Below are 11,671 nucleotides of genomic sequence, written 5' to 3'. Positions count from 1 at the left end.
GCCATGCCCGTCAGTCGTTGGTGAAGACGGTTCCCAGCTTGTCCATCTCCTCGAGCGCGCGGCCCGAGCCGCGCACGACGCAGGTGAGCGGGTCGTCGGCGACCACCACCGGCAGGCCCGTCTCCTCCATGAGGAGCCGGTCGAGCTCGCGCAGCAACGCGCCGCCGCCGGTGAGCACCATGCCTTTTTCGGCGATGTCGGCGCCAAGCTCCGGCGGCGTCTGCTCGAGCGCGCTCTTCACGGCCGAGACGATGGAATTGAGCGGGTCCGTCAGCGCTTCGAGGATCTCGTTCGAGGAAATCGTGAACGAGCGCGGAATGCCTTCGGCGAGGTTGCGGCCTTTGACTTCCATCTCGCGCACTTCGCTGCCGGGGAAGGCCGAGCCGATCTGCTTCTTGATGTTCTCCGCAGTCGATTCGCCGATCAGCATCCCGTAGTTGCGGCGGATGTAATTGATGATGGCTTCATCGAACTTGTCGCCGCCGACGCGCACGGAGGCCGAGTACACGATGCCGCCGAGCGAGATCACGCCGACTTCCGTGGTGCCACCACCAACGTCCACGACCATCGAGCCCGTGGCATCGGCGATCGGAAGGTCCGCGCCGATCGCGGCGGCCATCGGCTCCTCGATCAGGAAGACCTGCGAGGCGTTGGCCCCCAGCGCGCTCTCGCGGATGGCGCGGCGCTCGACCTGCGTGGAACCGTAGGGCACGCAGATCACGATGCGCGGGCTCGGGCGGAACCACTGGTTGTCGTGGATCTTCTTGATGAAGTACTTGAGCATCTGCTCGGTGATCGTGAAGTCCGCGATCACCCCGTCCTTCATCGGGCGGATGGCCGTGATGTTGCCCGGCGTGCGCCCGAGCATCTGCTTGGCGGCAAGGCCGACCGCCTGAATCGTTTTCTTTCCGTTCGGGCCGCCCTCTTGCCGAATAGCCACCACGGAGGGCTCGTCGAGGACGATGCCTTTGCCGCGGACATAAATAAGGGTGTTGGCGGTGCCGAGATCGATCGCGAGATCGGTCGAGAAGTACTTGGAAACGAAGGAGAACATCTTGATCCGTAACGTGTTTCGGGGTGTTGCTCGTCCCCGGGTGTAGGGGGGCTTTATAATAGCGCGGAAACGCCAGCGAATTAAGGCCTTAGCAGCACTTTCTTATGCTTTCCCTTGAAGAAGTCCAGCGCATCGCCCACCTGGCGCGCATCGAAGTCGATGCCGGCGCGGCTGCTGCACTGCAGCAAGAGCTCAACGGCATCTTCGCGATGATCGAGCAGATGCGCGCCGTGGACACCTCCGGCGTCGAGCCCATGTCGCATCCGCAGGACGTCGTGCAGCGGCTGCGGGAGGACCGAGTGACAGAGTCCGACCAGCACGCGAAGTTCCAGGAAGTGGCACCCCAGGTCGAAGAAGGCCTGTACCTGGTCCCCCGGGTCGTCGAGTGATGCACGACTCGACGCTCAGGGAGCTCGCCGCCGGGCTCGCCGCGAAGAAATTCTCGAGCGTGGAGCTCACGGGCGCATTCCTCGGGCGCATCGAGCAGGCGAACGCTTCGCTCAACGCCTTCATCACGGTCGACCCCGGCAAGAGCCTCGCGCAGGCGAAGGCCGCCGACGCCCGCATCGCCCGGGGCGAGGCGCGGCCGCTCACCGGCATCCCGATCGCGCACAAGGATCTCTTCTGCGCCGACGGCTGGCGCACGACCTGCGGCTCGAAGATCCTCGGCAACTGGATCGCGCCCTACGACGCGCACGTGATCGAGCAATTCAACGCCGCGGGCGCGGTGCTGCTGGGCAAGACCAACATGGACGAGTTCGCGATGGGCTCGTCGAACGAGAACTCGCACTTCGGTCCGGTGAAGAACCCGTGGGACCTCACGGCCGTGCCCGGCGGCAGTTCGGGCGGCTCGGCCGCCGCGGTCGCCGCGCGCCTGGCACCTGCCGCGACCGGCACCGATACGGGGGGCTCGATTCGCCAGCCCGCTTCGTTCACCGGCACGAGCGGCATTCGCCCGACCTACGGGCGCGTCTCGCGCTACGGCATGGTGGCGTTCGCTTCGTCGCTCGACCAGGGTGGGGCGCTCGGCAAGACCGCGGAGGATCTGGCGATCATGCTCGAGGTGATGGCCGGGTTCGACCCGCGCGATTCGACCTGCATGGACCGGCCGAAGGACGACTACGTCGGCGCGCTCGAGAAAGGCGTGAAGGGTGTGAAGGGACTTCGGATAGGTCTTCCGAAGGAATACTTCTCGAAGGACCTCGCCAGGGACGTCGCCGAGCCGATCCTCGCGGCGATCGAGCAATACAAGAAGCTCGGCGCGACCGTGGTCGAGGTGAGCCTTCCCAACCAGGGCCTGTCGGTTCCCGCGTACTACGTGATCGCTCCGGCCGAGGCGTCGTCGAACCTCTCGCGCTTCGATGGCGTGCGCTACGGATTCCGCGCGGAGGGCTACACCGACCTCCTCGACATGTACAAGAAGACGCGCGCGCAGGGTTTCGGCGCCGAAGTGAAGCGCCGCATCATGGTGGGCACGTACGTGCTCTCGCATGGCTACTACGACGCGTATTACCTGCAGGCGCAGAAGATCCGGCGCCTCATCGCGCGCGATTTCACCGAGGCCTTCAAGCAGTGCGACCTCATTGCCGGGCCTGCCGCGCCCAGCGTGGCGTTCGATCTGGGTGCGAAGAACAACGATCCGGTGAAGATGTATCTCGACGACCTGTACACCATCCCCATCAACCTCGCGGGATTGCCGGGGCTGTCGATTCCCTGCGGATTCGGGGACAAGGGGCGGCCCGTGGGATTGCAGATCGTCGGCAACTATTTTGATGAAGCGCGGATGCTTGCAGCGGCACATGCGTTCCAGCAGGCGACCGATTGGCACCAAAGAAAACCCGGGGATCCGCAGATAAACGCGGATAAACGCGGATGAGGGCCGATTGGGAAGTCGTCATCGGGTTGGAAACGCACGCGCAACTGACGACGGCGTCGAAGATCTTTTCGGGCGCGTCGACGGCGTTCGGCGCGGCCGCAAATACGCAGGCCGCACCCGTGGACCTCGCGCTGCCCGGAACGCTGCCCGTCCTGAACCAGGGCGCGGTCGAGCGCGCGATCCGCTTCGGGCTCGCGGTGGACGCGACGATCGCCCCGCGCAGCATCTTCGCGCGCAAGAACTACTTCTATCCCGATCTTCCCAAGGGCTACCAGATCAGCCAGTACGAGCTGCCGGTCGTCGCCGGCGGGCATTTGACGATCGTGGTCGACGGCGCGGAGAAGCGCGTGAACCTGACGCGCGCGCACCTCGAGGAAGACGCGGGCAAGAGCCTGCACGAGGACTTCCACGGCATGAGCGGCATCGATCTCAATCGCGCCGGCACGCCGTTGCTCGAGATCGTCACGGAGCCCGATATGCGCTCGAGTGCAGAGGCGGTCGCCTACGCCAGGGCGCTGCACGGGCTCGTGCGCTGGATCGGCATCTGCGACGGCAACATGCAGGAAGGCTCCTTCCGCTGCGACGCGAACGTGTCGGTCCGCCGCTGGGGCGCGGAGCTGGGCACGCGCTGCGAGATCAAGAACCTCAACTCCTTCCGCTTCCTCGAGAAGGCGATCGACTACGAGGTGCGCCGGCAGATCGAGGTCCTCGAGGACGGCGGGCGGATCGTGCAGGAGACGCGCCTCTACGACCCGGATCGCGACGAGACGCGCTCGATGCGCTCGAAGGAGGACGCGCACGACTACCGCTATTTCCCCGACCCCGATTTGCTGCCGCTCGAGATTTCCCCGGCGTGGATCGGCAAGGTGCGCGATGCGCTCCCCGAGCTGCCCTCGGCGCGGCGCGCGCGCTACGAGCGCGACCTGCGCCTCACCGGCTACGAGGCCACGACGCTCACCGCTTCGCGCGAGCTCGCCGATTACTTCGAGGAAGTGCTCGGTGCCGCGGGCGTCGAAGCGAAGTTGTGCGCGAACTGGGTTCTGGGAGAAGTCTCGGCGCTGCTCAACCGGAAAGAGCTCGATGCGTCGGCCTCGCCGGTTTCCGCGCCGCGCCTCGCGGGGCTCGTGAAGCGCGTCGCCGACGGCACGCTCTCCAACAAGATGGCGAAGGAAGTGTTCGACGCGCTCGCCGAATCCGGCGACGACGCGGACGCGATCATTGCGCAGCGGGGCCTGCGGCAGATCTCGGATTCAGGCGCGATCGATGCAGCCGTCGACCAGGTGCTCGCGGCGAACGCGAAGCTGGTCGAGGATTTCCGCGCGGGCAAGGAGAAGGCGTTCAACGCCCTCGTGGGGCAGGTGATGAAGGCGACGCAGGGGAAGGCGAATCCTGCGCAGGTGAACGAGACGCTGCGCAGGAAGCTTCAGTAAGCCGTCAGAGCTTCGGCGCTTCGCAGGGCACCGAGTGCCAGGTGCCGTCCTTCGAGAGACACAGGTACGATTCGCCGCGCCGGCACGAGATGGTCTTCTCGCCGCAAACCGCCTGCCCGCGCGTCCAGTTCTTCAACTTCTCCTGGTCTTCCTTCGTGGGCGCGTTCACTTGCGAGCGCAGCGTCGAGTTGGTCTTCAGTTCCTTCCAGCGCTTGCGGTCGGCGTCGTACTTGGCCTTCACGTCGGCGAGCTCCTTCTCGTACTCCGCCAGGTTCTTCTTGAGATGGGCCTGCTCGCCCAGCGTGCGCTCGTGGTCGGTCTGGAGCTGGATCGGAATCTCGCGCGTCTTGGCCGGGACCTTTGAATTCGAGGACGCCTTGCTCTTGCCGGCCTTGTAGAACTCCATCTCCTCCTCGATTTCCTTGAGGCGCTTGTCGACGGCCTTCTGGCGCTCCTGGACCATGGCGATACGGCCCTGGATGGGCTCGGTATTGCGTTCGGTGGCGATGTCGAAGTCCTTCTCGGCGCTGTAGGTGGCCAGCAGCGCGATATCCTTGCGGCGCTGTTCGAAGGCGTGCTTCGCCTCCTCCTTCGCCTTGGCCGCGGCTTCCTCACGCGACTTGGCCTCCTCCGCCGTCGGCGTCGGATCGATCTTGCGCAGTACCGTGCCCGAGCGTGAAACCTCGAACATCGGCACCTTCGCGCAGGCCGCGGGCGGCGTGTCGCCGATATGCGTCACGCCCTTTTCATCCACGCAGCGGTAGGCAGCACCCGCCGTGGACGCGGCAAATGCAGCCAGCAACACAATCAAGCCTCTCATCGTCTTACCCTCGTGCGCTCGGGCAGGCCGATCTACGCCGGCTGACCCGCGACAATGTCTACGCGACTGCGCCGTAGCGCTGCCGATATTCCTCGATGCGTGCGACCTCCTGCTTGCGGTCGGGCCGGCCCCGGAGCGTGGCCAAGACGTCTTCCAGGGTGGCAATCGCCGTCACGGGGACGCCGAACTGACGACCGACCTCCTGGGCCGCCGACAGCTCGCCGGATCCTCGTTCCTGCCTATCCAATGCAATTAGTACGCCAGCCGGGGTGGCCCCTGCAACCCGGATCAGCTCGACCGCCTCGCGCTTGGAAGCGCCATCGGTGATCACGTCGTCCAGGATGAGGACCCGCCCCGCGAGCGGCGCGCCGACGATGTTGCCGCCTTCGCCGTGGTCCTTGGCTTCCTTGCGGTTGAAGCAGAACGGCAGATTGTGACCCAATGCGGCAAGTGAAACGGCGGTGCAGGCGGCCAGCGTGATGCCTTTATAGGCGGGGCCGAACAGCATGTCGAAGGCGATTCCGGAAGCGAGCGCGGCCTGGGCGTAGTAGCCGGCGAGCGCACCCATCGTCGCGCCGTCGCGGAACAGTCCGGAGTTGAAGAAGTAGGGGGAGAGCCGGCCGGCCTTGGTCTTGAACTCGCCGAAGCGCAGGGCACCCGATTCGATGGCGAACGCGACGAACTCGCGGCGGAACGCGTGGGGATCGGGGGCGAGGGTGGGGGCGGGCAAGGCGCTCATGCGGGATCGGTGTGTACGATACGCGCTATTTTGCCTCGATCCGGCGGGCTTCGCCGGGCATTCCCATGCGCATCGTGACGCTCAATGTGAACGGCCTTCGCTCCGCGGCCGCGAAGGGATTCGCGCCGTGGATGCGGCGCCAGAAGGCGGACGTCGTCTGCCTGCAGGAAATCAAGGCGCAGGAGGCGGACCTGCCGCGGACGCTGCTCGCGCCCCGGGGCCTGCACGCCTTCTTCCATCCGGCCGAGAAGCGCGGCTATAGCGGTGTCGCGATCTATGCGCGCAAGTCGCCCGACAACGTGGTGATGGGCCTGGGCATCAAGGACATCGACGCGCAGGGCCGCTTCCTGCAGGTCGACTTCGGCAAGTTGAGCGTGATCTCGCTCTACCTGCCTTCGGGTTCGAGCGGCGAGGAGGCGCAGGCGCGCAAGTTCGCCTTCATGAAGCGCTTCCTCCCGAGGCTCGAGCAGATGCGCGCGTGCGGCCGCGAGATCGTGCTGTGCGGCGACTGGAACATCGCGCACAAGGAAATCGACCTGAGGAACTGGCGCTCCAACCAGAAGAACTCGGGTTTCCTTCCCGAGGAGCGCGCGTGGCTCACGGAGATCTTCGAGCGCGTGGGCTGGATCGACGTGTTCCGGGCGCTGGAGCCTGGAGGCGACCACTACACGTTCTGGTCCAGCCGGGGGGATGCGTACAACAAGAACGTGGGCTGGCGGATCGACTACCAGATCGCAACACCCGGGATCGCGAAGCTCGCGCGCTCGTGCTCCATCTACAAGGCGAAGCGCTTCTCCGATCACGCGCCGCTCACCATCGACTACGACTGCGAGCTGTAAGGCACCGTGCTGCGAATCTCCAACATGACGCTGCGGCGGGGAGCCAAGGTCCTCCTCGAACGCACCTCGATGAACGTGCACCCCGGGCAGCGTGTCGGGCTGGTCGGGCCCAATGGCGCGGGCAAGTCGAGTGTCTTCGCCCTCGTGCGCAACGAGCTTCACGCCGACGAAGGTGAAGTAAGCGTTCCGCCCAAGTGGGTGCTGTCGCACGTCGCGCAGGAAACGCCGGCGATCGAGCGCGCGGCGATCGAGTTCGTCATGGATGGCGACGGCGAGCTGCGCGAAGTGGAAGCGGCGATCGCGCAGGCCGAGGCGAGCCACGAAGAGGGCGAGAAGGTGGCCCTCCTGCATTCGCGCTACGAGGAGATCGGCGGCTACCAGGCGCGCTCGCGAGCGCAGGCGATGCTCGGCGGCCTGGGCTTCACGATGGATGCGCAGGCGCGCCACGTCGCGAGCTTCTCGGGCGGCTGGCGCATGCGGCTCAACCTCGCGCGCGCCCTCATGTGCCGCGCGGACCTGCTGCTGCTCGACGAGCCCACGAACCACCTCGACCTCGATGCCGTGATGTGGCTCGAGGATTGGCTGAAGGCCTTCCCGGGTGCGGTGCTGCTCATCACGCACGACCGCGAGTTCCTCGATGCGTGCGCGCAGTCGATCGTGCACATCGAGAACCAGAAGCTCAACTCGTACACCGGCAACTACTCCGCGTTCGAGGCGCAGCGGGCCGCGCGGCTTGCGCTGCAGCAGTCGGCTTTCGAGAAGCAGCAGAAGGCGATCGCGCACCTCGAGGCGTTCATCAAGCGCTTCAAGGCGAAGGCGACCAAGGCCGCCCAGGCGCAAAGCCGCGTGAAGGCGCTGGAAAAACTCGAGCGCATCGCCGCCGCGCACGTCGATACGCCGTTCTCGTTCACGTTTCGCATGCCCGCGGAAAAGCCCAAGCAGCTCTTTCGTATCGAGGATGCGGCGATCGGCTACGGCGACAAGACCGTGCTGCGTGACGTCGAGTGGAGCGTGCTCTGGGGGGATGCGATCGGCTTGCTCGGCCCCAACGGCGCGGGCAAGTCCACGCTGCTCAAGGCGCTCGTGGGCAACCTCGAATTGCAATCGGGCGAGATGCACCGCGCGCAGGGCCTGCGCATCGGCTACTTCGCGCAGCACCAGGTCGACCAGCTTCGCCTCGAGGAGCATTCGCTGTGGCACATGGGCCGCATTGCACCGGGCGTGCGCGAGCAGGAGCTGCGCGATTTCCTCGGCGGCTTCGATTTCCGCGGCGACCAGGTCACGCAACCCGTCGCGAGCTTCTCGGGTGGCGAGAAGGCGCGCCTCGCACTCGCGCTCATCGTCTGGCAGCGGCCCAACCTGCTGCTCCTCGACGAGCCCACCAACCACCTCGACATCGAGATGCGCGAATCGCTCGCGCAGGCGCTCACCGATTTCGAGGGCGCGCTGATCGTGGTCGCGCACGATCGCCACCTGCTCGAAGCCGCGACCGACCAGTGGCTGCTCGTGGCCGATGGCCGCGTCGCGCCGTTCGACGGCGATCTCGATGCGTACAAGGAGTGGTCGCGTGAGTACCACTCGCGCGGCACGCAGCGCGTCGATGCAGCGGGCACCCCCGATCGCAAGGCGCAGCGCCGTTCGGAAGCCGAAGCGCGCCAGCGCATCGCCGAGGTGAAGAAACCTTTCGAGAAAAAATTGCGCGCGATCGAGAAGGAGCTCGAGTCGCTGCAGGCCGAGGGCGCGGAGGCCGATGCGTGGCTCGCCTCCGAGCAGGCGTACGAAGAGGGCAACCGCGAGCGATTGAAAGGTCTCACGCAGCGCCGCGGCGAAGTGGCCGCGCGCATCGCGCAGCTCGAGGAAGACTGGCTGTGGGCGCAGGCCAACATGGAAACCGAGGTCAACCGCGTCCGGGAGTGACCGTTGTTTGGTCTCCACCATCAAGGGAGGCCCTCCATGCAACTGCAGTCTGCACTGCCCATCGTCCGCGCGCTCGCCGACGGCGTGAACCCGCTCACCGGCGAAATGTTCGCCGACGAGTCACCCTATTCGGAGCCGCGCACGTTGCGCGCGCTCTTTTCCGCCGTGGAGCTGATGGAACGCGAGGTCGAGCGCGAGAAGCGCCGCGAACGCCTGCCCGCGAACTTCGGCAAGCCCTGGACCGAAGCCGAGGACGCAACGCTCACCGGTGAATTCGATTCGGGCATCGTGTTGCACGAGATCGCCCGCAAGCACGCGCGCACGCTGAGCTCGATCCGCCTGCGCCTGGAAAAGCTCGGCAAGCTCGAGCCGCAACCGGCCAACTAGAAACGGAGGGGCCCCGCCCCTCTATTTCTTCGCGAGCTTCAGCGAATGGCCGTTGATGCAGTAGCGCAGCCCGGTCGGCTGGGGGCCATCATCGAAGACGTGGCCCAGGTGCCCATCGCAGCGCGCGCAGTGCACCTCGGTGCGCACCATGCCGTGGGTTTTGTCCACGGTCTCGGCGACGTTCTCGGGATCGAGCTTCTCGGAGAAGCTCGGCCATCCGCAACCGGCGTCGAACTTCGAGGCCGACTCGAAGAGCGGCAGCCCGCAGCCGGCGCACACATAGGTGCCCGCGATGCCGAGCTCCTGGTGCGGCCCGGTGAACGGCCGCTCGGTCGCGTGGTTGCGCAGGATGTTGAATTGCTCCGGCGAAAGCGTCGTGCGCCATTCGGCGTCCGTCTTCTTGACCTTGTCCATGGGGCCCTCGTCTCGTGCATTTCAGTATAGCGGCGCGCGCTCGGGTATTCTCACGCCACCTTGCCACCCAACGCATATAACGTCTTCTTCCGCGAACGCAAGCTCGCGGTGCTCCTTCTCCTCGGCTACGCCTCGGGCTTGCCGATCTCGCTGGTCACCTCCACCTTCCAGGCGTGGGCCACGGTCGAGGGCGTGAGCCTCGTGGCACTCGGGATGATCACGCTGGTCCAGCAGCCCTACACGTTCAAGTTCCTGTGGGCGCCGTTCATGGACCGGTACGCGCCGCCCTTCCTGGGCCGGCGCCGCGGCTGGATCCTCATCACGCAGGTGGCGCTGGTCGGCGGCATCGCGTGGATGTCGATGTATTCGCCGGGCACGCAGATCGCGACGATGGCGCTGATCGCGGTGTTTGTCGCATTCGCCTCCGCCTCGCAGGACATCGTCGCGGATGCGTATCGCACGGACATGGTGACCAACCCGCGCGAGCGCGGGCTCTTCAGCGCGTTCTTCGTCGTGGGCTACCGCATCGCGCTGCTCGTGGCCGGCGCCTTCGCGCTGCTGCTCGCGGCCGGCACGTCGTGGCTTCCCGCGATCGGCTGGCAGAACACCTATCTCGCGATGGCCGCCCTCATGGGCATCGGCATCGCCGCGACCTTCTGGGCGCACGAGCCCAATTCCGCGCCCGCGCCGAAGACCCTGCAGGAAGCGGTGTTCGGTCCGCTCGTCGAGTTCGTCACGCGCCCGGGCGCGCTCGTGTTGCTCGCGGTGGTCGTTCTCTACAAGGTCGGCGACGCCTTCGCCCTCTCGCTCACGACGCCGTTCCTCATTCGCGGCGTGGGCTTCTCGCTCGAGGACGTCGCCTACGCCAACAAGGTGATGGCGTTGATCGCAACACTCGTGGGCGTGATCGCGGGCGGCGTGCTGATGCTGCGCTGGGGCCTGTTCAAGTCGCTGCTGGTCTTCGGCATCCTGCAGGCGATATCGAACCTCGCGTACGCGGGGCTGGCCGTGGTGGGCAAGGACTACACGGTGCTGTACGCGGCGATCGGCTTCGACAACCTCTGTGGCGGGATGGGAACGGCTTCGTTCGTCGCGCTGCAGATGGCGCTGTGCAACCCGCGCTTCACCGCGTTCCAGTACGCGCTCATCTCCGCGCTGGCGGCGCTGGGCCGTGTCTACGTCGGCCCGGCCGCGGGCTACATGACCGATCCGCAGTACATGGGCCTCGATTGGCCCACGTTCTTCGTGATCACGTTCTTCACCGCGCTCCCGGGCCTGTTCCTGCTCTGGTGGAAGCGCGCGACGGTCATCGCGCTCGACAAGGAAGAGGCGATGCCCGGATCGGCTAGTACCGCTCCTTCACCTTCGTCACGGTGATCGGCCGTTCCTTGTACTTCCCGGACTTGCCGCGCGCGGGCAGCTTCACCTTGGGCATCTTCAGCTTCTCGTAGGGAATCTGCGAGAGGAGATCGCTGATGATGTTGAGGCGGCCGCGCTTCTTGTCGTCGGTGTAGGCCACGCGCCACGGCGCCCACTCCGAGTGCGTGTACTTGAACATGTCGTCGCGCGCCTCGGTGTAGTCATGCCAGCGCGAGTAACTCTTCAAGTCCATCGGCGAGAGCTTCCAGATCTTGCGCGGGTCGTCGGCGCGGGCCTTCAGGCGCCGCGTCTGCTCGTCCATGCTCACTTCGAGCCAGTACTTGATCAGGATGATGTTCGAGTTGACGATCGCGCGCTCGACGTTGGGCAGCACCTCGAGGAATTTCTTCACCCGCTTCTGGTCGGTGAAGCCCATCACGCGCTCCACGCCCGCACGGTTGTACCAGCTGCGGTCGAAGATCACGATCTCGCCCGCGGCGGGCAGGTGCGGCAGGTAGCGCTGGATGTACATCTGCGACTTCTCGCGGTCGGTGGGTGCGGGCAGCGCCACCACGCGGAACACGCGCGGGCTCACGCGTTCGGTGAGGGCCTTGATCGTGCCGCCCTTGCCCGCGCCGTCGCGGCCTTCGAATACCACGCAGACCTTGAGGCCCTTGGCCTTCACCCACTCCTGCATCGCGACCAACTCGCCGTGCAGGCGCTTCATCTCGCGATCGTAGGTCTTGCTGTCGATCTTGCCCTTCGCATCCACTGCGGTTTTCTTCTTCTCGGCCTTGGCCACGGTCGTCTCCTGGAATGAGGGGGTGAGTCTATCG

At 66.0% G+C, this 11,671-nt stretch carries 12 protein-coding genes; 7 read left to right on the top strand and 5 right to left on the bottom strand.

The features are described from left to right. Nucleotides 1-10: 10 nt before the first annotated feature. Nucleotides 11-1,054, bottom strand: coding sequence for a rod shape-determining protein (locus DSM104440_RS18495; protein ID WP_171165301.1), 1,044 nt, complete (start codon nt 1,052-1,054; stop codon nt 11-13). A gap of 104 nt (nt 1,055-1,158) precedes the next feature. On the opposite strand from DSM104440_RS18495, the gene gatC reads away from it, so the two are divergent. From gatC to gatB, 3 genes are read left to right on the top strand one after another with little or no spacing between them, the layout of a single operon-like run. Beyond that, entirely contained in the window at nt 1,159-1,443 is a 285-nt protein-coding gene (gene gatC, locus DSM104440_RS18490) for an Asp-tRNA(Asn)/Glu-tRNA(Gln) amidotransferase subunit GatC (protein WP_171165299.1), read from the top strand. Continuing rightward, a complete protein-coding gene (gatA, locus tag DSM104440_RS18485) occupies nt 1,443-2,930 on the top strand; it encodes an Asp-tRNA(Asn)/Glu-tRNA(Gln) amidotransferase subunit GatA (RefSeq protein ID WP_171165296.1) in 1,488 nt (495 codons plus the stop codon). Before gatC ends, gatA begins: the two co-directional genes overlap by 1 nt. Further along, nucleotides 2,927-4,360, top strand: a complete 1,434-nt coding sequence (gene gatB / locus DSM104440_RS18480; RefSeq protein WP_171165294.1) for an Asp-tRNA(Asn)/Glu-tRNA(Gln) amidotransferase subunit GatB — start codon at nt 2,927-2,929, stop codon at nt 4,358-4,360. Before gatA ends, gatB begins: the two co-directional genes overlap by 4 nt. Before the next feature lie 4 nt (nt 4,361-4,364). On the opposite strand, the gene DSM104440_RS18475 is transcribed toward gatB, so the two are convergent. Both DSM104440_RS18475 and pyrE read right to left on the bottom strand, forming a co-directional pair. Continuing rightward, entirely contained in the window at nt 4,365-5,180 is an 816-nt protein-coding gene (locus DSM104440_RS18475) for a DUF4124 domain-containing protein (RefSeq protein ID WP_171165292.1), read from the bottom strand. A gap of 58 nt (nt 5,181-5,238) precedes the next feature. Further along, nucleotides 5,239-5,919 carry an orotate phosphoribosyltransferase gene (gene pyrE, locus DSM104440_RS18470; protein ID WP_171165289.1) on the bottom strand — a complete coding sequence of 227 codons (681 nt, stop codon included), beginning with the start codon at nt 5,917-5,919 and terminating at the stop codon, nt 5,239-5,241. 65 nt (nt 5,920-5,984) lie between these two features. Between pyrE and DSM104440_RS18465 the strand changes: the two genes are divergently transcribed. Genes DSM104440_RS18465 through DSM104440_RS18455 form a run of 3 tightly spaced genes read left to right on the top strand, consistent with a single transcriptional unit; the run spans nt 5,985 to nt 9,062 of the window. After that, nucleotides 5,985-6,758, top strand: a complete 774-nt coding sequence (locus tag DSM104440_RS18465; protein ID WP_171165287.1) for an exodeoxyribonuclease III — start codon at nt 5,985-5,987, stop codon at nt 6,756-6,758. Between the two features lie 6 nt (nt 6,759-6,764). Then, nucleotides 6,765-8,675: an ATP-binding cassette domain-containing protein gene (locus DSM104440_RS18460; RefSeq protein ID WP_171165285.1), complete on the top strand. Its 1,911-nt coding sequence runs from the start codon at nt 6,765-6,767 to the stop codon at nt 8,673-8,675. A gap of 36 nt (nt 8,676-8,711) precedes the next feature. Next, nucleotides 8,712-9,062 carry a hypothetical protein gene (locus tag DSM104440_RS18455; protein ID WP_171165283.1) on the top strand — a complete coding sequence of 117 codons (351 nt, stop codon included), beginning with the start codon at nt 8,712-8,714 and terminating at the stop codon, nt 9,060-9,062. Between the two features lie 21 nt (nt 9,063-9,083). Here DSM104440_RS18455 and msrB read toward each other — a convergent pair whose 3' ends face one another. Beyond that, the gene (msrB, locus tag DSM104440_RS18450) at nt 9,084-9,476 is read right to left on the bottom strand and encodes a peptide-methionine (R)-S-oxide reductase MsrB (protein WP_171165281.1); all 393 of its coding nucleotides are present in this window, start codon (nt 9,474-9,476) and stop codon (nt 9,084-9,086) included. A gap of 60 nt (nt 9,477-9,536) precedes the next feature. Here msrB and DSM104440_RS18445 point away from each other — a divergent pair, with 60 nt between their 5' ends. Further along, nucleotides 9,537-10,853 (top strand): AmpG family muropeptide MFS transporter, encoded by a 1,317-nt coding sequence (locus tag DSM104440_RS18445; protein ID WP_171165279.1) that lies wholly within the window; start codon nt 9,537-9,539, stop codon nt 10,851-10,853. Here DSM104440_RS18445 and ppk2 read toward each other — a convergent pair. Continuing rightward, on the bottom strand, nt 10,822-11,637 hold the full coding sequence (gene ppk2 / locus DSM104440_RS18440; protein ID WP_171165278.1) for a polyphosphate kinase 2: 816 nt from the start codon (nt 11,635-11,637) through the stop codon (nt 10,822-10,824). The two genes, DSM104440_RS18445 and ppk2, sit on opposite strands and share 32 nt — an antisense overlap. Between the last annotated feature and the right edge of the window lie 34 nt (nt 11,638-11,671).

The organism is Usitatibacter palustris (assembly GCF_013003985.1).
GTDB classification, from domain to species: Bacteria; Pseudomonadota; Gammaproteobacteria; order Burkholderiales; family Usitatibacteraceae; genus Usitatibacter; species Usitatibacter palustris.
The sequence above is the reverse complement of the archived record's forward strand: the minus strand, read 5'-3'. Positions and strand labels throughout refer to the sequence as shown.

Excerpts from the sequence above, each read along its gene's own strand:
- gatB (WP_171165294.1), top strand. The coding sequence starts at position 2,927 with ATGAGGGCCGATTGGGAAGTCGTCATCGGGTTGGAAACGCACGCGCAA.
- DSM104440_RS18465 (WP_171165287.1), top strand. The coding sequence starts at position 5,985 with ATGCGCATCGTGACGCTCAATGTGAACGGCCTTCGCTCCGCGGCCGCG.
- DSM104440_RS18455 (WP_171165283.1), top strand. The coding sequence starts at position 8,712 with ATGCAACTGCAGTCTGCACTGCCCATCGTCCGCGCGCTCGCCGACGGC.
- DSM104440_RS18495 (WP_171165301.1), bottom strand. The coding sequence starts at position 1,054 with ATGTTCTCCTTCGTTTCCAAGTACTTCTCGACCGATCTCGCGATCGAT.
- DSM104440_RS18475 (WP_171165292.1), bottom strand. The coding sequence starts at position 5,180 with ATGAGAGGCTTGATTGTGTTGCTGGCTGCATTTGCCGCGTCCACGGCG.
- gatA (WP_171165296.1), top strand. The coding sequence starts at position 1,443 with ATGCACGACTCGACGCTCAGGGAGCTCGCCGCCGGGCTCGCCGCGAAG.
- gatC (WP_171165299.1), top strand. The coding sequence starts at position 1,159 with ATGCTTTCCCTTGAAGAAGTCCAGCGCATCGCCCACCTGGCGCGCATC.
- pyrE (WP_171165289.1), bottom strand. The coding sequence starts at position 5,919 with ATGAGCGCCTTGCCCGCCCCCACCCTCGCCCCCGATCCCCACGCGTTC.
- msrB (WP_171165281.1), bottom strand. The coding sequence starts at position 9,476 with ATGGACAAGGTCAAGAAGACGGACGCCGAATGGCGCACGACGCTTTCG.